The following is a 23,809-nucleotide window of genomic DNA, read 5'->3' on the forward strand; positions in this document are numbered from 1 at the left end:
GCTAAATGTTAAAAATAAAAAACTTAACAAAAACATTCGGAAGTTTCACCGCAGTTGATAATATCTCACTTGAAATAAATAAAGGTGACTTATACGGATTTCTCGGACCAAACGGAGCCGGGAAAACCACTACTATTAAAATCATCACGGGACTTTATACTCAAACTTCCGGAAGTGTTGAAATTGACGGAATTGATATTTCAAAAAATCATATTGAAGCAAAAAGAATAATCGGATATATACCGGATCAACCTTTCCTTTATGAAAAATTAACCGGAAAAGAGTTTCTATTTTTTTCAGGCGGACTTTATCAAATTCCCAAGATACTACTTCGAAAAAAAATTAATGAAGTGATCGAAGTTCTCAATATAGGTGACTGGGTAAATAAACGTACTGAAGAATACTCACAAGGAATGCGGCAACGAATTACTATTGCCTCTGCCCTTTTACACGATCCGAAATTAATTGTTGTAGATGAACCGATGGTTGGATTAGATCCGCAAAGTGCTCATGTGATTAAAAAGTTATTTAAGGAGCTTACAAAAAATGGAACTTCCATTTTCATGTCAACACATTCACTAAATGTGGTTGAAGAAATTTGTAATAAAGTTGCAATAATTAATAACGGGAAAATCATTTTTAATGATGAGATCGACAAACTATATGAATTACAAAAGGATATGGATCGTAATCTCGAACAAATTTTCATACAATTAACAAATTGATGGCAATAATAGTCCACATACTTAAGTATAAATTTCTATCATTTATCAAGCTCAATATTTCCTTTGAATTCTCAAATGTGTTAAAAAATACCGGTAGCTTTCTTGTCTATTCTTCATTCGCAATAGGAGCTTTTTTTTTCTCATATTCGACTGTTCAATATCTACTTGAAGAATTAAAGATCGGTTTATTTTTACTGCATGAATTTTTCTCCATCACCTTGTTCATTTTTTTTATTGCAGTAAACATTGGGAATATTATTGTTTCATATTCTACGTTATATAAATCTGCTGAGGTGACATATTTATTTAACAAACCTATCCGGCCATCTGCGATTTTTGTAATAAAATTCTTCGATAATTTTTTCTATAGTTCTTCAACTCTTATACTAATTTTGCTTTCGATACTTGGAGGATACGCTTATTACTTAGGATTATCATTTGTAGATGTATCGCTAATTTTCTTTCTAAATTTTATCCCGTTCATGTTATCTGCCGCAGCATTAGGAATAATTACATTATTAACTATTGTGAAATTATCCACGATCGTTGGTCCGCGTATTGTATTATTTGGTTTATTGATTCTTTATTTAACCAGTATATTTCTTTTCTTCAATTTAGTTTCACCGGTCGATTTAGTTAATCAGGTAATGAAATACTATCCAAATGTGGATTTATATTTTGGAGAGTATCTGCCGATCGGATTACATTATTTGCCAAACCATTGGCTTTCTGAATCTCTATATTGGATTGCACGTGATAATTCTATTGCTGCTGGTAAATATTTTTACTTGCAAGTTTTATCTGCTTCACTCTTATTACTGTTAGCATTAGTTCTTGGAATGAGATGGTATCATAAAACATGGTTTTACGAAATAAAACTAAGAGGCAACAAAACTATTAATGATTTGGATAGATTTTTTTCATTTAAAAATCATTCCAAACTTTCCAACTTATCCGAAGTTATTTTCAAAAGAGAACATCATTTATTTTTACGTGAACCGACGCAAATGTTTCACATGATAGTTTTAATCGTTTTGATAGCTGTTTTTCTTTCGAGTGTTTCTAGTCTTGTTAAGCTAGGCGGTTTAAATATTTTCTTACAGACCGTTATTTATTTATCGGTTTTCATTTTTAATACATTTATGGTATCAACACTTGCACTTAGATTTGTTTTTCCTTTAATAAGTCTGGAGGGCAAAACATTCTGGAAAATTAAATCAGCACCAATTTCCGTTAAACACTTTATTAAACTTAAGCTAACTCCATATTTTGCTTTTATACTTTTCATCTCTACTATATTAACAGTGATAGTAAATAGACTTTTCAGTATAGAATTAATACTGATCATGCTTGTCTGCAACCTATTAATTACAGCCACTATTGTCATGATGAATTTCTCACTCGGTTCATTATTCGTTAATTATAACGAAAGAAATCCAATTAGAATTGCTTCATCTCAAGGGGCTTCTCTTTCATTTCTTCTCAATTTAATTTATATGGTTTTATTGATTGTGGTATTTTATCTACCAATTAATATTTATTTTAATAACTTTATAAGATATGGTGAGTCGGAAATTTCTTATCTTTTTTATGCAGCACTAATTATTTTATCTATAGCTTTGATAGTTGTGAGTATTTCGTTGATTATTTTGAAAAAATGTTTAGTCAGAGATTTCTAATATTATTTGATGAAAATAATTCCGGTTATAAATGAATAATAAATGAGGACGAAAATGCTTTTCAAAAAATTAATTTTATTTCTACTTCTTTTGTTTTTTGCTTCGGTATTATTTGGTCAAGTGACTAATTCCGATTTACAGTCCGATCTGAATTCACTTAAAAACAGTAATGAAAATTTTAACCACAGGTTAGATGTTTTAGAAAAGAAAATCGATGATATTATTTGGTATGAACGTGTCGGTGACATTGCTAATGTTGATAAAGTATTTATGTACGGACCACCGTTATGGAAAGAAAAAAACCCGAATGCGCAAGGCGCAGGGAATCCGGTAAAATTTTGGAGTTATGTATTCATTCCAAAAAATATTGATTATAATAAGAAATATCCTCTAATTGTTTTCCCCCACGGCGGTGTTCATGCTGATTTTTCAACTTATTATACACACATTGTTCGTGAGCTTGTAAGTCAAGGATACATTATTGTCGCTGCAGAATATAGAGGAAGTACCGGTTATGGAAAATCACACTATGAAAAAATAGATTACGGTGGTTTGGAAAACGAAGATGTTTATTACAGCAGAAATTATATGATTGATAATTATGAATTTGTTGATAAAAATAGAGTCGGAATTATCGGATGGAGTCATGGCGGTATGATTACATTGTTCAATATTTTTGAACATCCTGATGATTATCAAGTCGCATTTGCCGGAGTTCCGGTAAGTGATGTTATTGCAAGAATGGGATATAAAGATCAAAGCTATCGCGATTTATATGAAGCAGATTATCACATTGGTGAAAGTGCGGATGATAATGTTCAAGAATATAGAAGACGATCACCCGCATGGAATACTCACAAATTCCAAAACACTCCTTTACTAATTCACACAAATACAAACGACGAAGATGTTAATGTGCTTGAGGTTGAACATCTAATCAAATCACTTAAAGCAGATGACAAAAAATTTGAGTACGAAATATTTCAAGATCTTCCGGGTGGACATTCTTTCGATAGAATGGATACAAAAAAAGCAAAAGAAATTCGCATTAAGATTTACAAACATTTGGCAAAATACTTAAATCCGCCAAATCCAATTAATACTTTTGAAGACATTCACAAAGCCGGTTACTTAATAAATTAGGAGAAGTAATGATTTTGACACACAAACAAAAACTTGTTTTCGTTTTATTAATTTCACTCTTATCAACTTTATTAGTCGCACAGGATAAACCTGATTGGGAAGGCGGAGTTCCCGAAGGTTGTACAACTATCACCGTCGGTAAATTAGCTACTTATGACGGTTCTGTGATGACCTCGCATACGGACGATTCGCACAGAACAAGATCATGGCTGGATATTACTCACGCAAAAGATCATCCCGAAGGTGCTACGACGACTATGTATAAACGAGAACCTTACGATTCTCTCGCTATGCCTACTTACATGCACACTCCCATTGGTGAAATTCCACAAATTGAACATACATATCAATTTATAAATACAGCCTACCCTAGTATGAATCAACATCAATTAGCAATTGGTGAAACTACCTTCGGAGGACGTGAATCTCTTCAATCCGATAAAGGTCTGATCGATTGTCAAAGACTCTGCCAATTAATGTTGGAAAGAACAACTACCGCGCGTGATGCAATAAAATTAGCAGGAGAATTGACAAAAAAATATGGATGGAATGATGCCGGAGAAATGTTAACAATTGCCGACACGAAAGAAGTATGGCATTTAGAAATTGTAGGTCCCGGAAAAGGAAATGTCGGTTCAATCTGGGTCGCTCAAAGAGTTCCGGATGATCACATATCTGTCGGTGCAAACGGAAGCAGAATAAGACAAATAGATTTAGATGATCCCGATTATTTTATGGCATCGGAAAACATATATCAGGTAGCCCAAGACAGCGGTTGGTGGAATCCGGAGAATGGAGAATTTGAATTCTGCTATGCTTATTCACCCGATAGTAGAGAAACATTTTCGACGAGAAGAAGAGAATGGCGGGTTTTATCTTTAGCTGCACCTTCACTTAATCTTCACCCAAATTCAGAGAACTATCCTTTCTCGGTAAAACCGGATGAGCCGATCACGAAAGAAAAAATGGTCGAAATGTTTCAAGATTATTATGAAGGAACCGATTACAATTTTATTAAAGACTTAACTTGGGTTAATCCTGATGGCGAAGTTGAAATATCACCATTAGCAAATCCTTTTATGCCATATGATATGAATAAACTTTTCAAAATTAATGGCGGATGGAGCTGGCGTGGTGAAAGAACAATCGCAAGATGGTATACAATGTATGCAACAATTACACAGTCACGCGATTGGCTTCCCGATGAAGTCGGCGGTGTTGTTTGGCTGGCTTGGGATAACGTAGCAACTTCGGTATACACTCCAATCTATGCAAACATAACCGAAGTAAATAAATATTTTAAAACACCGGGTAGAGTTCATGGATATACACATGATTCGGCTTGGTGGGCTTTTAACAGATTAGGAACATTAGCAGCACAACGTTGGGGCGATATGCGTCATGATGTTCGTGCAGTTTGGGATCCGATGCAAGAAGAACTTTTTGCAAATCAAAAATCATTTGAAGAAAAAGTAATTGATCTGCTAAAAGCCGATCGCAATGCCGCAATAAAATTAATGACCGACTATACCAATGAATGGGGAATCAAAGCTACGGAACGAGCTTGGAAACTTGGCGATGAACTGTGGACAAAATATGATGAAAAGTTTTAAAAACAATTTTAAGAATATGAGATATCTCTAAAAATATTTATTACTCAGGAAATTAAAATGTTCAAAACATTCTGCCTAATATTCTTGTTCGTAAATCTACAAATCATTTCACAAGATGAGTTAATACAGAATATTAGCGGGAGAAAAACTGTTAGTTTAAACGGTGATTGGCACATTATAATTGATCCTTTTGAAAACGGCTATTACAATTATCGCTATGAACCAAACCCAAACGGGTATTTCAAAAATCAGAAACCAAAAGATAAATCAGATTTAGTTGAATATGATTTTGATCTATCTCCTACTGTTAAAGTCCCCGGTGACTGGAATTCACAAAGAACTGATCTATTTTTCTATGAAGGAACTATTTGGTATAAGAATTCTTTTAATTACGTTTTGCCGGAGAACAAAAAATTATTTCTCCATTTTGGCGGAGTAAATTATGAAGCCAAAGTTTATTTCAACGGTCATTATCTTGGAACTCACATAGGTGGTTTTACTCCATTCAATTTTGAAATCACTGATTTAGTTAAAGTGAAAAATAACATCGTTGTTCTTAAAGTTGACAATACAAGAAAACGAGAAGGAGTTCCGACAAAAAATACTGATTGGTGGAATTACGGAGGATTAACAAGAGATGTTTCTTTAGTTGAAACTCCAAAGCTTTTTGTTCAAGATTATTCGATACAATTAAATCCTAAGAACATTCAACAAATCCAATTTGGACTAAATCTATCTGAACAGATAAGTGAAGAATTAATTAATATTTCCATTCCAGAAATCAAGCTAGATACATTAGTTGGAACCAACTCGCTAGGTAAAGTTGCTTTTTCCTTCCAATGTGAATTAGAATTATGGTCACCCGAAAATCCAAAATTATATGATGTATTAATTGAGTATAACGATGAAATCATAAAGGATAGAATTGGTTTTAGAACAATCTCAACATCCGGTTATGATATTTTATTAAACGGTAAACCAATATTTCTAAGAGGGATCTCAATTCATGAAGAGGCTCCAATTACCGGAGGCCGTGCAACAAATCCAAAACATGCACAAATACTTTTAAATTGGGCCAAAGAACTCGGATGCAATTTTGTAAGACTGGCGCATTATCCTCACAATGAACATATGCTGAAACTTGCTGACGAACTAGGGCTAATGGTTTGGTCTGAGATTCCCGTGTATTGGACAATACTTTGGGATAATGATGAAACATACAAGAACGCTGCAAATCAACTGACTGAAATGATAACCCGCGATAAAAATCGAGCATCCGTAATTATTTGGTCAGTTGCAAATGAAACACCTAGAAGTGAATCACGACTTAAATTTCTTCGTAATTTAATTGATTCTGCAAGAACACTTGATCCCACAAGATTAATCTCTGCAGCAACTGAATTAACATATTCTGGGAATAATAATATTTTACTAGACGATCCCCTTTCGGAATATTTAGATGTGATTGGCGCAAACGAATATCTTGGATGGTATGGCGGTAAAGTAGAAGATATTCCAAATCATAATTGGAAAATTAGTTTTGAAAAACCCCTAGTCATAAGTGAATTTGGTGCCGGTGCACTTCAAGGTTATCATGCGGATAAGGAAACACGATGGAGTGAAGAATACCAGGAAGAACTTTATATCAAACAATTAGAAATGTTTGAGAAAGTTCATTTTTTAAAAGGTATGAGTCCTTGGATTCTAATGGATTTTCGCTCACCACGCAGAGTCTTACCAAACATTCAAGATTACTGGAATAGAAAAGGTTTGATTTCAAATAACGGTGATAAAAAGAAAGCTTTTTATATTTTACAGAATTATTACTTGGGGAAATAATGAAAAATTTTTTAATAGTTTTGTTAGGAAGCTTACTTTTACTTAGTTGTACGCAAAGAGTACCGGAAGATGTTGTTGATAATTATATTCCCCCACCACAGTCAGTTGTTGATAAACAATTTAATTTTCATATTGTCGACGAAAATCTTTGGCGTTCATCCCAACCGAATAAAGAATCTCTCATCAGGATGAAAGAACATGGATTGAAAACTATTATCAATCTTCGTGGTGATGAGGAAACCGATTTATGGGAGAGTTCACTTTCGGACAGCCTCGGAATTAATTACTTTAGCAAAAAAATGGATTCACGTTTTCCACAGAAATTATCTTACTTACAACAAATATTAGATATTATTGAAGATACATCATATCAACCTGTATTAATTCATTGTCTCGGCGGTAAAGATCGTACGGGATTGATTTCGGCAATGTACAGATTCAAACACTATAATATTCCTATCGAAGATTTAAAGAAAGAAATGATTATGTATGGACATGATCATGAAAACTATCCCGCTATTTTTGAAGCTCTTGATCTTTTTGCAAAAAATAATACTCCTAATGATTAGATTTTAATTGCCTTGATATTCAAAAACACTTATATTATCGGACATCTTATCTTTTATAATAATTAGGAGTAGGAATGAAAAAAATAACAGCTCTCTTTTTATCTTTAATGTTTGTCTCAATACTCTTCGCACAAGAAGAAGTTTCACAACAAATGCAAGACGAAGCGACCAAAGCCTGGATGGAATTCATGACTCCGGGTGATCCTCATACATGGTTTTCAAAAGCTGTCGGTGATTGGGAAATTACAAACAAATACTGGTTTGCTCCCGGTGCTGAACCGACAATCAGTGAAGGAACAGCACATGCCGAAATGCTAATGGGTGGAAGATATCTAAAGTTTGATCACAAGGGATCTGTTATGGGAATGCCCTTTGAAGGAATGAGTCTTGAAGGTTATGATAATGCTCGCGGTAAATATATTTCTATCTGGGTTGATAATCTTGGTACCGGCATAACTTATGCTGAAGGTGATTATGATAAAGAGAAAAATATATTAGTATATGAAGGAAAAATGACCGATCCGATGACGAAAGAACCAGTTTGGTTTAAACAAACCGTTCACCCAGTCAATGAAAATCAATACATGTTTGAAATGTATATGAAAGGTCCGGACGGCAAGGAAATGAAAAATATGGAAATAACATTTAATAGAAAGAAATAGTAAATTTTTTGAATAATGTATATTTAGGCAGCTTTTATAGCTGCCTTTTTTTATTTGTTAGGCACATTTTTTCTTAGAATAATATTTTGCTCTCCTACCATCAAATCGCCCTCTCTTTCAAGAGAAATTATATTTGAACCTCCACCTCTTGGATTTTTACTAATATGATTAAAATTCTCAAGTAAAGGATCACCGTCGAAAAAATAACTATCAAGCCAATAATATTTGCCATCAGGTTCAAGTATTGTTGGATGAATATGGGCAGGTTGAGTTCTGTTTGGATAGCTGCCCGGAACAATTGTATAGAATGTATATTGACCATCAATTCCCGTTTTAATCCATCCACGATTGTAGCCATGACGTTTTCCCCAACCGGATTCATAATCAGCGGTTGTGTAGATTCCTTTTTCATCAGTATGGTAGATATAAAGAATTACATCACTTGCGGGCGTAATTCCATCGGGTTGAAATATTTTACCTGATAGTTTTAATTTTTGTGTGCTATTGAAAAAATCCGGTAGAGTATCAGTTGGAGAAAGTTCATCATTACCAAATTCAAAGACAGCTTCACAACCTTCACATTGACCGCCGATAAGTTGATACTCTTCTTCGGTATTGGCCTGCGAATATTTACAGCCAACAATAAAAACAATCATAAAGAATACTTTGAAATAGTTTATCATATTTTCCCCCATTTGTAAATGATTAATTAACCATTAACCAAGTTATGAACCTCGCTTTGAGCTAAACCCGTTGCATTAAGTTTAAGACCATACTCAAGCCACGCTTTTAAATTGGTCAACCAAAATGTCCACCCGGTTGAGCAGCCGCAATAGTAATTCATTTTAGCTTGATCATCGACAGGTATCTTATCTTGGATTAATACTACTTCGGTTTTATCGTCAAAAGTCTTCAAATTTATATGTACATTGCCAGCTGCACCGAATGAAAAGCTTACTTTATCCTTACCATTGGCTGTGAAAACTTCACCAGTTTCTAAAATATCCCAATTGTGCCACTTCCAAGTAAAAGTATCACCTGACTGAATGAAATCTTTCTTGTCTCTCGGATTATTTTCCTTGGTTAAGTAATCTGCCTTCTCAAGAAACCATTCTGTTAATAGCTCAGGTATAGTCCAGCACTTATAGACATCTTCAAAATTTTTATTCAGTATGATTCGTTTGGTAAACGATCCCCATTCTAATTTAGTATCATTCATATTAACCTCATGGTTACGAAATAAAGATAATATATCTATTTTTCGTTAAATATTCTATTTATGCCATTTTTATTGACACCGAAATTGGATATGCCTTTTTATTCTAATTAAAAAAATTGTAGTTTTGCTTCTCATTTCATTACTTAGAGGAAATATTGGAATCAACTGTTGAAACAAAATACGGTACGGATGTAATTCATTTATCAAGAAACGGCAGAGAATTTATTCTAATCGGAACTGCTCACATCTCAAGGGATTCTGCTGATTTAGTTAGAAAAGTAATTGAAGAAGAAAAACCGGATGTCGTTTGTATTGAGCTCGATGAAAAAAGGTATAAATCATTAAGTGAAAAGAAAAAGTGGGAAGAACTTGATTTAAAAAATATTATTAAAGAAAAACAGCTTGCCACATTACTTATAAATATCTTACTAGCTTCATATCAAAAAAAACTTGGTGAAAAACTTGGTGTTAATCCGGGAGTAGAATTGTTGGAAGCAGCTAACACTGCAAAAGAGAATAATATTCCCATTGAACTTTGTGATAGAGATGTTCGAATCACTTTACGACGAGCTTGGAACTCAATGTCTCTATGGCAAAAATTAAAATTCCTGACAGCCGGTATAGCCGGTACTTTGGAAAAAGAAGAACTCAGCGAAGAAAAACTAAAAGAACTGCGTGATTCAGATATTCTGAACGAATTAATGTCGGAGTTGGGTAAAGCCATGCCGGTTCTTAAAACAGTTTTAATTGATGAGCGCGATGTTTACTTATCCCAAAAAATTAAAGAATCCAAAGGAAATAAAATTGTTGCTGTAGTCGGTGCAGGTCACCTCAGCGGCATCGTAAAAATGATGGAAAGTGATGTGACTGAAGATTTAGCAAAATATGAAGTTATTCCACCTGTCTCCCCTCTCTGGAAAACTATTGGTTATGCCATCCCGTTGATAATTATCGGAGCTATTGTTTATATCGGAATTTCTCAAGGAACCCAAGCTGCAAGTGATAACGCAATTTATTGGATATTGGCAAATGGAATCCCTAGTGCTCTTGGTTCAGCAATTGCTTGGGGACATCCATTGACCATTCTTATCTCATTTATAGCTGCACCATTTACCAGCTTAACACCATTAATCGGTGCCGGTTATGTTGCCGCATTCGTGCAATTAATGTTGGTCCCTCCAAAAGTAAAAGAATTTGAAACAGTAAGTGTCGATGTTCTAAAAGCAAAGAATTGGTGGAAGAATCGATTACTAAGAATCTTATTAGTATTTATTCTTGCGAGTCTTGGAAGCGCATTAGGTACTTATGTTGGAATGTTTGAAATTGTAAAGAATTTATTTTAGAAACTTCTTCTCTATAAAAGATAATAGATTACGAATTTGTTCATTTTCACATTTAAATTTTGCTCTATATTCGATAACAGTAATTTTTCTCGTTGAACCGATAAGACTTCTTTTATTGATAAATTTATTTATCTTTAATGTAAACTTCGAAAACAAAACCTAATCCGAAAAATCAATAACGGAGGAAATATGTATACTGCCGAAGATGTATTGAAAGAAAAAGATACTGAAATGATTACAACACCCTCTGATACAAAGATTAAAGATGCAATTAAGAAGATGGTTGATAATAAAATCGGGTCAATACTTGTCACCGAGAATAATAAAATAGTTGGTATTTGGACCGAAAGAGATTTTTTAAGAAACTCTTTGCTCGAGTCATTCGATATAAATAATGATACTGTAGAAAAATATATGACAAGAAATATAACTTCAGCCCCTCACAACGCATCATTGTATTCGCTGCTTGACATTTTCTTAGGTAAGAGATTTCGGCATCTTCTCATTCAAAAAAAAGACGAATACGTTGGGCTACTTTCCATGGGTGATGTTATTAAAGCAAACTTAAACGAAAAAACAAAAGAACTAGAAGCACTAAATGCCATTGTTAGTTGGGAGTACTACGAAAATTGGAGATTCAAGAAAAAGTAAATATTAATCAGTACTGTCCTTTCTTCTGTATATGATAACACTGATTTAATCTCTGTGCTACTTTGAGTTCTTTGTGGTGAAATGTATTATCAAGTATTACACAAAGCAAATTAAATCATCTCACTCATCAATTCTTTGCGTGGCTGCGGGATTACAACTTTGTTAACGAGCAAACCTTTATCTGCAATAACTTGAGCACCAGCATCAACCGCACTTCTTACTGCGGCTACTTCGCCTGTCAACGTACAAAATGCTTTTCCGCCGAGTGCCATTGCCAATCTTATTTCAATCAATTGAACACTTGCGGCTTTAACGGCGGCATCGGCTCCTTCAATCAAGGAGGCAACCGAAAATGATTCAATAATTCCTAATGCTTCCAATTCAGTTGCGAGAGTATGACCGGAAAGTGCCGGGAAAACATCCGGATGAACATGAGGAATAACAAAAGTATCAATTACTGCAAAATCAATCTGTGTTGAGGCAGCATCGATCGCTGATTGAACTTCTGCGACTTCACCACCGATTAAAACCATATATTTACCTGAACATATCGTACGTGAAAGAACAAGTTCGACTTGCGATGTTTTTAACATAATATCAGCTGCTTGCATTCCCGCTGCAATACTTGTCATCTCAATCAATCCAAGTGAATTCATTTGCATAATGATACCTTTCTATTTTGAAATTCTTATAAATTCTTCATTAATATGTGATATTTTTCCACTAATCGATGCATGAATGGTTGAACCAAGTTTTCCTTCTTCAGGTTTCGCTATTACATCCCCAACCTTGACTATATCTCCGATATTAACCAAGGAAATTGCCGGTGCACCAACATGCTGCTTCAACTTTATTTTTACCGAATTGGGTTGCGGTCTATTGCTATTATAAGGTGTGTCTTTTTCATATTCCTCTACATTTAATCTCTTCCGCAACTGCTTCAATGGAACCCGTCTTCCCTCTTTAATAGGATGAACTTTAACAGGTTTTTGTTGTTCATATTTTTCGCCATTCACGCGCATTTCTTCTTTACTCTGCACACATGCTTCACGTGGATATAAATCTTCGGGACAAGCGTATAATGAACAAAGCCCGCAAGCACAACAAAGATCCGCATATTGATTCCATAAATCCTTACCCGATGCTGTGAATTGTAATGACCGCATCACTTTATGAGGTTGAACATCATAGCCGAGTAAATAACGCGGACAGAATTCAGTACAATAACTACATTGATCGCAAGCCGATTTACCTATACGATTCATGTCCTCTTTCGGTCGTTCCATTCTATTAATCATATAATGATTCTTAGGGAGAACGATTATCGCTGCCGTTGTTTTTGTTACAACTTCAGAGAGATCGAACGTTAATGTACCCATCAGTAAACCACCGATGAATATTCCATAATCATTAACAGTAGCTCCGCCAGCATGTTTAATTAGTTCTTCAAAACTGGTCCCAACCGGAGCAAAAAATGTTGATGGATTTCTCACCGCTCCGGCAACACAAACAAATTTCTCAGTTACGGGTATTCCTTCAGATGCACGACTGACATTATAAAATGTTTCCACATTGTTGACAACACATCCAACATCGAGTGGAATTCCATGAGGCGGAATTAATCTTTTTGTAGCTTCGTAAACTAACTCGTATTCATCACCGGATGGATAAAAGTCACCAAGAATTGTCAAATCAATTTTTCCGTTGGTGAATTCATTTTGAATTTTTTCCATCGCAATCGTGTTCTTTGATTTTATTCCAAAAAAACCTTTCTTCGCTTTTGTCTGTTTTATCATTAATTCCATGCCATTAACAATTTCTTTCGGGAAATTTTTCATAATCTCAAGATCTTTATGAATCAACGGTTCACACTCGGCACCATTTGCTAACACAAATTCTACGGTTGATTTTGCTTTAATGTGTGTTGGGAAACCGGCACCGCCCGCACCAACAACTCCGGCTTCAAACATTTTTTGGTCTAACGACATTTTATCCCTTTCGTTTAATCACTACTATGGTTTTATCGTCTTGATATTTGCTATCGGTTGTGGAAAATTTTGTAACATCCTCAATAATTGTCATCGCAATTTCTTTGGGTGTTCTGGCAACATTAGCTTTGATAATTTCTTTTAATCTTTCTTCTTCATAAAACTCAAAGTTTTGATTTGCGGCTTCTGTTACTCCATCGGAGTAAATAACTAAAATATCTCCCTCACTAAAATTAAAGCTATCAGTGCTGTAAGTTGAGTGCGGAGCCGGTCCAATTAAAGGACCCGTAGGATCAAGATAGAAAAGTTCTTGTTTACTTTTATCAAAAAATATCGGCGGATTATGACCGGCATTAGCATATAAACATAATCCTTTTTTATCAGTTGATATTTCGCAATAGAAGAGTGAAGAAAATTTATCATCTTCAAAAATTTTATTCACCAATTCATTCATACGATAAAATAAAGGTGAAATTTTTATTTCAAATGTACATGCCATTCTTAATGCACCCGAAATGTACATTGCTTCTGCCGCAGCAGCCAAACCCTTTGAAGCAGCATCACCAACAGCTATACCAAGTCTATCACCATGCGGACCAATTTCGAGGTAATCGAAAAAATCACCGCCAACTATATATGCCGGTAAGGTAATGCCAAAAAGATCATAATTATGAAAACTATATTCATGTTCCGGAAGAATACTTTTTTGAAGTTGTTTTGCTCTATCAATATCTTCAATTAAATCTTTTCTTGAATTGGACAATCGCCATGCGTTTAATTTGGATGTAAGTACTGTAGCAACAATGTTCAATGTGTAGCTAAGATCTTCATTTTTTTCTTCACTGTTAACAGCAAGCATGTATTCATAATATCTATCGGCACCTATTTTTATTTTTAAACCAACACCCGATGCAGAATACTTAAAAATACCTTTGCTTTTTAGAATTTGGTTTGTTTCATCAGCGAGAATTGTCCTTTCTTTAGTTATTTCTTTGAAGATAGGATATTCTTCTACAGGTAGTAAGAAATCCGCAGGAATCTTTTGAACATCACCGGTTTGATAAACTAGAGTATATGCTTTCGCAAGTTTGTTGAGTCTCCAAATTCGCCCGCCGGTTACGTTGATTTGTTCTCTCGCAACAACTTGGTTTAATACTTCGATTAGCATTTCTTCTTCACTTTTAAACCGACGAGATGCAATTGTGTCTAATGTCTTGTATAATTTCCTTTGTTCCATATATCCCTAGATTAGAGTAAGGTGAATGAGTGTTGTAAAATTAATCATTTTACGGTAGTTATAAAATTAAAAAGATTCTCTTGGTCATACTTTTGGTAAACAAGTCTAGAATACTTCACTGTAAAGCGAACTTCCTTGTTCGCTTGGTTTGGGCTTATTCAATTTGAAAAAGTAAGCGACGATGGATCGCCTCTTTACATATCAGTAAAATTCATTTATAAGTTATCAATTTTTTCGGCTAGTGAAATATCTTTATTGGTAATTCCGCCTTGACTATGGGTGGACAAAGTAATTTTCACTTTATTCCATGAGTTAATTAGAATATCCGGATGGTGATCGACTTTTTCAGCTACAATACCTACTTGTGTTACAAATCCAATCGCTGCTGAAAAATCTTTCAATTCATATTCCTTGAAAATGGAATTATTTTCGAGCTTCCATCCATCAAGTTTATTCAATGATTCGTTGATTGCTTTGTTGCTGAGTAATGACATAAAATTTTCCTTTCAATTATTTTAAAGAATTATCTATGCGTTTTAATTAATTGTTGAAAGGTCCTCTAAATTTGTGAATTCTTGAATAAATTATGTTGTTTCCAGCTTATCATCGAATGACAATAAAAAGAATAACCTAACAAAAACCAAAAAGCCCGGAATAACCGAGCTTTTTTTACTGTTTGTTTCTTAATTCTATATTCTGCTTTTAATCGACTTTCTCTTCTTTTTTATTTCCGCTTGTCTCTTCGTTGGACTCTGATTTATCATCATCATTTTTATCCGATAATTTAGGGGAAATGAAATAAAGTTCCTCAGTATTCTTTTTGTGCTTTACGAGTATTTTACTACCTTCTTTAAAATTACCCAAGAGCATTTCTTCAGCGAGTGGATCTTCAATATATTTTTGAATTGCACGTTTTAACGGTCGAGCCCCATACTTTTGATCAAATCCTTTTTCAGCTAAGAAAGCAAGGGCCGACTTATCAAGTTCGATTTCCATTTTGTTATCTTCAACATTCTTAACTAATTCTTTCATCTCGATTTCAATAATTTGTTTGATATCTTCGATTTCAAGATTTCTAAACACAATCGCTTCATCAATTCTATTTAAGAATTCCGGGTTGAAAAGTTTTTTCATCGCATCTTCTACAGTGTTTTTTAACTTTTCATATGCATTCGCTTCAGACTCATCGGCAAAACCAATTCCGCCGGTAGCTTTAATATCTTTTGTTCCGACGTTTGATGTCATTATTATAATTGTGTTTTTGAAATCAACTCTTCGTCCTAAACTATCAGTCAACATACCATCATCAAGGACTTGCAATAAAATGTTGAATACATCCGGATGAGCTTTTTCTATTTCGTCGAACAGAACAACTGAATAAGGTTTACGTCTCACTTTTTCAGTAAGTTGACCACCTTCTTCATAACCGACATATCCGGGAGGGGCACCAACTAACCGGGAAACTGAATACTTCTCCATGTATTCACTCATGTCAATTCTAATTAATGCTTCATCAGAATCAAATAAGTATCTGGCAAGTACCTTAGCTAATTCAGTTTTTCCTACACCGGTTGGACCTAAGAAAATAAAACTTCCTATTGGTCTATGCGGGTTCTTTAGCCCGGCTCTTGTTCTTCTTATTGCTTTAGTTAGTTTAATAACTGCTTCATCTTGACCAACAATTTTTGCCTTGAGAGCATTTTCCATTTTAAGAAGTTTTTCGGATTCAGCTTGAACAACACGAGTTACGGGTATTCCTGTCATCATCGAAACGACTGTAGCAATATCATCTTCCGAAACATCATGGATAATGTCTTTAGTTTTTGCATCCCATTCTCTTTTAGCCACTTCAAGATCAGATTGTAATGTTCTCTCTTTATCACGAAGTCTAGCAGCTTGTTCGTAATCTTGTTCTTTAACAACTTTTATTTTCTCGTGTTTTACTTTTTCTATTTCTTCTTCAAGTTTTAGAATTTCGTCACTCACGGTAAAGTTACCCATGTGAACCCGAGAACCCGCTTCGTCTATAACATCAATAGCCTTATCAGGTAGATGCCGATCCGTCATATAACGCGCACTCATTTTAACTGCGGATGCTAAAGCTTCACTTGAATATTTAACTCTGTGATGCTCCTCGTATTTAACTTTTATGTGCTCAAGAATTTCGATAGTTTCATCAATTGACGGAGGGTCAACCATTACTTTTTGGAACCTTCTATCTAACGCACCATCAGTTTCGATGTATTTTCTATACTCATCCAAAGTTGTTGCACCGATACATTGTATATCACCTCTTGCTAAAGCTGGTTTAAACATATTTGAAGCATCCAACGAACCGGATGCTCCGCCGGCACCGACAATTGTATGTAATTCATCAATGAATAAAATTACATCATCGGCTTTTTCTAATTCATTCATTAAGGCTTTCATTCTTTCTTCAAATTGTCCACGATACTTTGTTCCGGCAACTAATCCGGCTAAATCAAGAGTAACAATTCTTTTATCTTGCAGAATTCTAGGAACTTTGCGTTGATGAATTCTTAATGCTAAACCTTCCGCAATTGCTGTTTTACCAACTCCGGGTTCACCAATTAATACAGGATTATTTTTCTTTCTTCGACTTAAAACTTGAGCAACACGTTCAATTTCTTTTTCTCTCCCTATAACAGGATCGAGTTTATCATCAGCTGCAAATTTGGTTAGATCTCTCCCAAAATTATCTAATACAGGTGTTTTAGTTCTCTCGGCTTTTTGACCACCTTTAGGCGATTGAGGAGCTCCCGGATGTGGAAAACCTTTTGTTGGTTCGTCGGGATCTTTACTGCTTAGAATGCTATTTAGTTCAGCCCGAGCACTATCATAATTAACATTGAATTGATGAAGAATTTGTGTAGCAATGTTATCCTCATCTCTCAATAAAGAAAGCAGTATATGCTCTGTCCCAATTACATCTGATTTATATATTTTTGATTCGATCTGTGTAATCTTCAAAACTTTTTCAGCTTGTTTAGTCAGTGGAATATTTCCAATTGTTAATGTACCACCCGAACTTCTAACTGTATCCTCAATTGCTTTTTTTAATTTTACTAACTCAACATCCAAATTTCTAAGAATTTTAACAGCAACACCGTGTCCTTCTCTAATTATTCCTAGAAGCAAATGTTCAGTACCGATATAATCATGACCTAACCGCAGGGCTTCTTCTCTGCTTAATCTGATGACTTCCTGTACTCTTTCAGAAAAATTACCATCCATAATATTATCCTTTGCGTAAATTGAATTAAATCTTTAACAGAATTTCTATTAAAATTGTTTCAAAAATACATATAAAGTATCCTCTATTCAACAATACTAAACAACTTGAACTATAACAAGTATTAAAGATGTTACCTATTTTTGAAACATTGTAATAATTTTTTGTTAATTTTCAATTAATAAGTCAAATTAAGGAGAACAAGAATGGATGCAGTCTCAGGTATTTCAATATTTATTATAATCGGTGCCATATTATTTTTATTCCTCATTTTCTACTTCGTCCCGATAGGGTTATTTATTACAGCCTATTTTTCTGGTGTAAAACTAAAAATCTTTAAAGATTTAGTAGGAATGAGACTTAGAAAAGTTTCGCCAGTTGTAATTGTTAGAAGTATGATATCTGCAACAAAAGCTGGCTTGTATGTTCAAGTTTCGTTACTTGAAGCACATTACCTTGCAGGAGGTAATGTAATTAAAGTTGTTAACGCTTTGATTTCTGCAAATAAGGCAAATCTAGAATTAGATTTTGAAAAAGCCGCAGCTATTGATCTTGCGGGACGTGATGTATTAGAAGCCGTAAAAATGTCCGTGCTTCCGAAAGTTATTGAAACACCATTAGTTGCTGCTGTTGCGAAAGATGGTATTCAATTGAAGGCGATTGCACGTATTACCGTTAGAGCAAATATAGAAAGATTAGTCGGTGGTGCCGGTGAAGCAACAATATTAGCTCGTGTGGGTGAAGGTATTGTATCAACAATTGGTTCAAGCGAAACTCACAAAGCAGTATTAGAAAATCCGGATAGTATTTCTAAGGTTGTTTTAGCAAAAGGATTGGATTCCGGAACAGCATTTGAAATTCTATCAATTGATATCGCGGATGTTGACATAGGTACAAACATCGGTGCTATTTTACAAACAGATCAAGCTGAAGCCGATTTAAAAGTTGCAAGAGCTAAAGCCGAAGAAAGAAGAGCCGCAGCGGTTGCAACTGAGCAAGAAATGAAAGCCAGAGTTGCCGAAATGCGTGCAAAAGTTGTTGAAGCCGAAGCTGAAATTCCGAAAGCAATTTCCGAAGCATTTAGATCAGGAAATCTTGGTGTTATGGATTATTATAATTTACGTAACATTCAATCTGATACAGATATGCGAAATACAATAGCAAAACCTGATGAAAAGCGGGATAAGGACCAAGATGGACAGTAATCTTTTTGAATATCTTATAATAATTTTCTTTATTGTTTCTGCTTTGCAAAGTTTTTTCGGCAAAAAGAAAAAAAAGCAAACCGAACAACGTAATAGAGATGAAACAGCTAGGACTCAATCGACTCAGTCACAACAAAAAGTTGAGAAGAAAAAGGAAACTACACAAGATATTCTAGAACAATTATTTGGTCTTAAAATTCCGGATCAAACTGGCTCTCAGACAAAATATCCGTCCGATAGAAATACCGAAGTCTTCGATCCAAGTGGATATCATGATACAACATGGAATCCTGAGGAAGAGTTTGAAGACTCAGTTGGAGTCGAGACTGTTCGATATGAGCAAAAAAAAGTAGATCAAGAAAAAGTTGAATCCGAATTCATTGATCCAAATGCTCGGCTAGAGGCTAGAATCAAAAAAGCAAAAGAAAGTTTAAAAAGATTACCGGATAAAATCGAAGTTGAAGATGTCGGTCAATCAATGACGGAAACTGTTGAGTATGTTAAAAACATCAGAAAGAATATCAGTAACCCGGATACAATTAGAGAATATATTTTAGTATCGGAAATATTAAACAAACCCAAAGCTTATCGCAGATAATGGCTAAAAAATATAAGCTTACCAGAGTTAATAAAGCGGGCTTCAATGCAAAAGTTGATGAAGCCCGTTTTACTATAGATTATGACAATGAATTAAACCCCGCTCAACTTGACGCGGTAAAAGCAGTCGAAGGAGCTTATCTTCTTATTGCCGGTGCCGGAACTGGTAAAACTAGAACTCTCGTATATCGAGTTGCTCGTTTAGTTGAAATGGGATATGACCCACAATCGATTTTACTTTTAACATTTACAAGAAAAGCTGCACGTGAAATGATGAATCGAGCTGCAATTCTTCTTGATAACCGATGTTCGAAAATTAATGGCGGAACTTTTCATTCATTCGCAAATCTCACTTTAAGAAAATATGCAAAGGATCTTGGACTTCATTCCGGTTTTACTATTCTCGATCAGGGTGATAGTGAAGATGTAATTAATCTCATCCGTGGTCAGTTAAATTTGCAAGAACTGAAAAAGAGATTTCCAAATAAGCAGACACTAAATAAAGTATTCTCTTTAAGTGTAAATACTAGTAAAACGATACAAGAAATTCTTGAGTTTGATTATCCTCATTTTGCAAAGTATGTTAATCAAATTTTAGAAATAAAGAAAATCTATGAATCTTATAAGAAACAAAATAGTTTATTGGACTACGATGATCTTCTAATTTATTTGAGAAAATTTCTTTTTGATCTTTCGCCCGGTGCTAAGAATCTACTTTCATCAATAAAATTTGTAATGGTTGATGAATATCAAGACACTAATAAACTTCAGGCTGATATCGTAATGGGTTTGGCACAAAATCATAATAATGTTATGGTTGTCGGTGATGATTCGCAATCAATCTATTCATTTCGTGGTGCGAACTTTAAAAATATCATGGACTTCCCTAACCTCTTTAAAAATGTTGAAATCATTAAGCTGGAAGAAAATTATAGAAGTACACAAGCAATTTTAAAATTGACCAATTACATTATAGATGCGGCGATAGAAAAGTATGAAAAACATTTATTCACACGCAGACCATTTGGTGAATTGCCCGCAATAATTTCTGCAGCAAATGAAAATATGCAATCGAGGTTTATTGTCGATAGAATCTTAGAGTTACGTGAAGAAAATGTCCCGTTGAATGAGATTGCAGTATTGTTTCGCAATTCGTATTTCTCATTTGATTTAGAAATAGAATTAAACAAAGCAAATATCCCTTTCATTAAATTCGGCGGAATGAAATTTGTCGAAACAGCACACGTAAAAGATGTTTTGGCTTTTCTTCGCATAGCCGCAAACCCACGGGACTTTGTTAGCTGGTACAGAATTTTATTACTGCATGAAGGTATTGGTCCAAAGAAAGCACAAATTATTTTAGATGAAATTTCGCAAAATAAAATTCATTTCAAAGCAAAACCGGATGCAATTGCCGAACAGTCTTCGCTTGGCGATAAACTCTATCCGCTCTTCGAAGTATTACATGATCTTCATTCAACCAAACAGACTCCGGCAGAAAAAGCTATACGTGCAATTAATTACTATGATCCCCTTTTTATTAATAAGTATGATGATTTTAACAAACGCAAAAAGGATTTAGAAGTTTTTACAAATATTGCTGAAAACTATAGAAGTTTAGACAGTTTTCTTGCCGATATGGCTTTGGAACCACCTCAAGATTCTGTGACCGATGTAATTGAAGAAGATAAAGAAAATGAAAAGTTAATTCTTTCAACTATTCATTCCGCAAAAGGATTGGAATGGCATTCCGTATTTATAATTCACGCACTTGAAGGAATGTTTCCTTCCGGTCAATCTTACGAAAGTATTGAAGCTTTGGAAGAAGAAAGACGATTAATGTATGTTGCATCAACAAGAGCTAAGCAAAATTTATTTGTATCGTATCCGATGAATATTTTTGATCGAATAACCGGGACTACATTATCAAAGCGATCAAGATTTATTGACGGTATCTCAGATGAGTTAGCTGATGAGTATTTGCTGGAAGAAGAGCACTGATTAATCTAATCTATATGCAAAATTTATTGAACCTGAATAAGGTCCTATTCTCCAGTAATATGGACGATCATTCCAGTAACGCATGTACTCAATAGAAACTGAAAACTTAGTAACTTTTGGTGGAAAATGAATTCCAATTCCACCAGTATGAATTATATTGTCTCTGAACGGTGATTTGTAATATCCGTCCCTAATAGAAATTAGCTTGAATAAGGTGAGTTCAAATCCAACCCCCCAATAATCTCTTTCTTTTTTTTCACTTCTATCACTTAAAAAATACTCACTGCTATTTGAAGAAGGATTTAAATAGTTTTTATATTTCATCGAAGCTTCAAATGAGTAGGCAAATAAAGACTTATCTCCGGAGATTAACCTTAATGTTGTACCTATCGATCCATAAATTGGCAGAAAAACATTATCCCATTCTGTTTCAATATCCGGTCCAATATTATTTATCGCAAAACCAAAATATATTTCGTTTTTTAGAATCGAACTGTTGAAGGGATTTTCAATTTTATAAATACTCCCAATATTAATTTTATATGATATGTTATTATTAAGATCAAACATTGTAACGGATGTTCCGATAGCAAAATCAGCCAGAATAAATTTGCTTAAGGATAGTGAATAAAAATTATTCTGATAATCATTTGAGTAATATTGCGAGGTGAAATCAAAACTTGGAGTCAAATACGCATGGTAACTTGCATAGGAATAATCTACTGCAATCCCTAAACCGTTGATACTTACAGAAGATGATAATACATTTTCATCTTCAACCCCACCTCCATATAAATTTATGTCGGAGTCAAAACTTAAATTTGCCGGATTTGATTTATAACTCATTGGAGTAAATGGATTAGATACTGCAGTAAAACCCATTGCTGAACTTTTTGTATCTGCATAATCGCTAAAATGATAAGATGATAATCTATTTTGTTGTGCTTTTGCTGCTGAGGTGAGAAATAATAAAATAATTATTGCGGAATATGATATTTTAGTAATTATATTCACTCTATAAAAATGAATTTTTCACAAAAATTTGTCAATATATAAATTGATCTCTTAAGATAAAATGTCCAATAACCATCTTTTAAAATTCTCAATAATAATCGCTGCGCACAATGAAGAAAAAACTATGGCTTCCCTTTTTGAGTCATTGAAAAAATTAAATTATCCGAAAGAAAATTATGAGATCATTTTTGTTAACGACCAATCAACCGATAACACAAAAAGTGTAATTGATGAATTTATTCAGACAAATCCCAACGCAAAATTATTTGACTCACTCGGTAAAAAGCATCCAGGGAAAAAAGGTGCTCTTGATATTGGGATTGCTCATGCAAAAAATGATTTCATTTTAATTACGGATGCGGACTGCGAACCGGAGCCAAATTGGTTAATTCGTTATTCCGAAAAGTTTAGCAAAGGTTATGATTTTCTTTTCGGCATTTCACCTTACAAACAAACCGGTAGTTTTGTTAATAAAGTTGCTACATTCGAAAATCTTCGCTCACACATTCTAACGTTCACTGCTACAAGATTTGGTTTTCCCTATTCGGCTGCTGCAAGAAGTTTCGGATTTCATAAAATCGCTTTTGAAAAATTAGATGGTTACAGCAAAACACTTCAGACACTCTGCGGCGATGACGATTTATTGATTCGTGAAGCTGTAAAAAATAAAATGAAAATCGGAACAGTTGAATATCCGGATGCATTTGTTTATTCAAAAACAAAAGAAAATTGGAATGATTACTTAATTCAAAAAGCACGTCACACATCTACATCAAATTATTATTTATTAAAGCATCAAATCTTTTTGGCAGTTTGGCATTTAATAAATCTCATTTTACTTTTTAGTTTCATAGGCGGTTTCTTTAATCCTACCTTCTTTATACCATTTGCTCTTAAGATGGGCTTTGATGTTTTGCTCATACAAATTTCACAGAGTAAATTTGGTTATCGATTTACAATAATTGAGGCTTTTTATCTACAAATTATTTATGAATTTTTATTAATTGTAAATTATATACGCGGTACTTATGGGGGTACAAAGTGGAAGTGATTTTGTTTGAATTAGCATCA

The 23,809-nt window shown here is 34.2% G+C and carries 21 protein-coding genes; 13 read left to right on the top strand and 8 right to left on the bottom strand.

Annotated elements, in window-relative coordinates:
• Window positions 1-5: 5 nt before the first annotated feature.
• From QY331_09270 to QY331_09300, 7 genes are all read left to right on the top strand, one after another.
• Window positions 6-725: an ABC transporter ATP-binding protein gene (locus QY331_09270; GenBank protein WKZ68141.1), complete on the top strand. Its 720-nt coding sequence runs from the start codon at window positions 6-8 to the stop codon at window positions 723-725.
• Entirely contained in the window at window positions 725-2,404 is a 1,680-nt protein-coding gene (locus QY331_09275) for a hypothetical protein (protein ID WKZ68142.1), read from the top strand. Before QY331_09270 ends, QY331_09275 begins: the two co-directional genes overlap by 1 nt.
• 54 nt (window positions 2,405-2,458) lie before the next feature.
• Entirely contained in the window at window positions 2,459-3,547 is a 1,089-nt protein-coding gene (locus QY331_09280) for a prolyl oligopeptidase family serine peptidase (protein WKZ68143.1), read from the top strand.
• Window positions 3,548-3,555: 8 nt separating this feature from the next.
• Window positions 3,556-5,160: a C69 family dipeptidase gene (locus QY331_09285; GenBank protein WKZ68144.1), complete on the top strand. Its 1,605-nt coding sequence runs from the start codon at window positions 3,556-3,558 to the stop codon at window positions 5,158-5,160.
• Window positions 5,161-5,217: 57 nt separating this feature from the next.
• Window positions 5,218-6,999, top strand: a complete 1,782-nt coding sequence (locus tag QY331_09290; protein ID WKZ68145.1) for a glycoside hydrolase family 2 TIM barrel-domain containing protein — start codon at window positions 5,218-5,220, stop codon at window positions 6,997-6,999.
• Entirely contained in the window at window positions 6,999-7,568 is a 570-nt protein-coding gene (locus QY331_09295; protein WKZ68146.1) for a tyrosine-protein phosphatase, read from the top strand. Before QY331_09290 ends, QY331_09295 begins: the two co-directional genes overlap by 1 nt.
• Before the next feature lie 74 nt (window positions 7,569-7,642).
• Window positions 7,643-8,230 (top strand): DUF1579 domain-containing protein, encoded by a 588-nt coding sequence (locus tag QY331_09300; protein WKZ68147.1) that lies wholly within the window; start codon window positions 7,643-7,645, stop codon window positions 8,228-8,230.
• Window positions 8,231-8,280: 50 nt separating this feature from the next.
• Here QY331_09300 and QY331_09305 read toward each other — a convergent pair whose 3' ends face one another.
• On the bottom strand, window positions 8,281-8,913 hold the full coding sequence (locus QY331_09305) for a hypothetical protein (protein WKZ68148.1): 633 nt from the start codon (window positions 8,911-8,913) through the stop codon (window positions 8,281-8,283).
• Window positions 8,914-8,939: 26 nt separating this feature from the next.
• Window positions 8,940-9,449, bottom strand: a complete 510-nt coding sequence (locus QY331_09310) for an SRPBCC domain-containing protein (GenBank protein WKZ68149.1) — start codon at window positions 9,447-9,449, stop codon at window positions 8,940-8,942.
• A 155-nt stretch (window positions 9,450-9,604) separates the two neighbouring features.
• Here QY331_09310 and QY331_09315 point away from each other — a divergent pair, with 155 nt between their 5' ends.
• Window positions 9,605-10,792, top strand: a complete 1,188-nt coding sequence (locus QY331_09315; protein WKZ68150.1) for a TraB/GumN family protein — start codon at window positions 9,605-9,607, stop codon at window positions 10,790-10,792.
• A gap of 189 nt (window positions 10,793-10,981) precedes the next feature.
• On the top strand, window positions 10,982-11,443 hold the full coding sequence (locus tag QY331_09320) for a CBS domain-containing protein (GenBank protein ID WKZ68151.1): 462 nt from the start codon (window positions 10,982-10,984) through the stop codon (window positions 11,441-11,443).
• 110 nt (window positions 11,444-11,553) lie between these two features.
• Here the strand turns inward: QY331_09320 and QY331_09325 are convergent, their stop codons facing one another.
• From QY331_09325 to QY331_09345, 5 genes are all read right to left on the bottom strand, one after another.
• Window positions 11,554-12,105 (bottom strand): BMC domain-containing protein, encoded by a 552-nt coding sequence (locus QY331_09325; GenBank protein WKZ68152.1) that lies wholly within the window; start codon window positions 12,103-12,105, stop codon window positions 11,554-11,556.
• Window positions 12,106-12,117: 12 nt separating this feature from the next.
• Window positions 12,118-13,431, bottom strand: a complete 1,314-nt coding sequence (locus tag QY331_09330) for a 4Fe-4S dicluster domain-containing protein (GenBank protein ID WKZ68153.1) — start codon at window positions 13,429-13,431, stop codon at window positions 12,118-12,120.
• A 1-nt stretch (window position 13,432) separates the two neighbouring features.
• Entirely contained in the window at window positions 13,433-14,668 is a 1,236-nt protein-coding gene (locus QY331_09335) for a PP2C family protein-serine/threonine phosphatase (GenBank protein ID WKZ68154.1), read from the bottom strand.
• A gap of 215 nt (window positions 14,669-14,883) precedes the next feature.
• Window positions 14,884-15,162, bottom strand: a complete 279-nt coding sequence (locus tag QY331_09340; GenBank protein ID WKZ68155.1) for a 4a-hydroxytetrahydrobiopterin dehydratase — start codon at window positions 15,160-15,162, stop codon at window positions 14,884-14,886.
• Window positions 15,163-15,370: 208 nt separating this feature from the next.
• A complete protein-coding gene (locus tag QY331_09345) occupies window positions 15,371-17,923 on the bottom strand; it encodes an ATP-dependent Clp protease ATP-binding subunit (GenBank protein ID WKZ68156.1) in 2,553 nt (850 codons plus the stop codon).
• A gap of 204 nt (window positions 17,924-18,127) precedes the next feature.
• Here QY331_09345 and floA point away from each other — a divergent pair, with 204 nt between their 5' ends.
• From floA to QY331_09360, 3 genes are read left to right on the top strand one after another with little or no spacing between them, the layout of a single operon-like run.
• On the top strand, window positions 18,128-19,126 hold the full coding sequence (floA, locus tag QY331_09350) for a flotillin-like protein FloA (GenBank protein WKZ68157.1): 999 nt from the start codon (window positions 18,128-18,130) through the stop codon (window positions 19,124-19,126).
• The gene (locus tag QY331_09355; protein WKZ68158.1) at window positions 19,116-19,724 is read left to right on the top strand and encodes a hypothetical protein; all 609 of its coding nucleotides are present in this window, start codon (window positions 19,116-19,118) and stop codon (window positions 19,722-19,724) included. Before floA ends, QY331_09355 begins: the two co-directional genes overlap by 11 nt.
• Entirely contained in the window at window positions 19,724-21,724 is a 2,001-nt protein-coding gene (locus QY331_09360; protein WKZ68159.1) for an ATP-dependent helicase, read from the top strand. Before QY331_09355 ends, QY331_09360 begins: the two co-directional genes overlap by 1 nt.
• Here QY331_09360 and QY331_09365 read toward each other — a convergent pair whose 3' ends face one another.
• Entirely contained in the window at window positions 21,725-22,738 is a 1,014-nt protein-coding gene (locus QY331_09365; GenBank protein WKZ68160.1) for a hypothetical protein, read from the bottom strand.
• A gap of 61 nt (window positions 22,739-22,799) precedes the next feature.
• Between QY331_09365 and QY331_09370 the strand changes: the two genes are divergently transcribed.
• Complete coding sequence (locus tag QY331_09370) at window positions 22,800-23,789, top strand: glycosyltransferase (protein WKZ68161.1); 990 nt, start codon at window positions 22,800-22,802, stop codon at window positions 23,787-23,789.
• The last annotated feature ends 20 nt before the right edge of the window (window positions 23,790-23,809 follow it).

The sequence above is a fragment of the Melioribacteraceae bacterium genome (assembly GCA_030584085.1).
Lineage (GTDB): Bacteria > Bacteroidota > Ignavibacteria > Ignavibacteriales > Melioribacteraceae > SURF-28.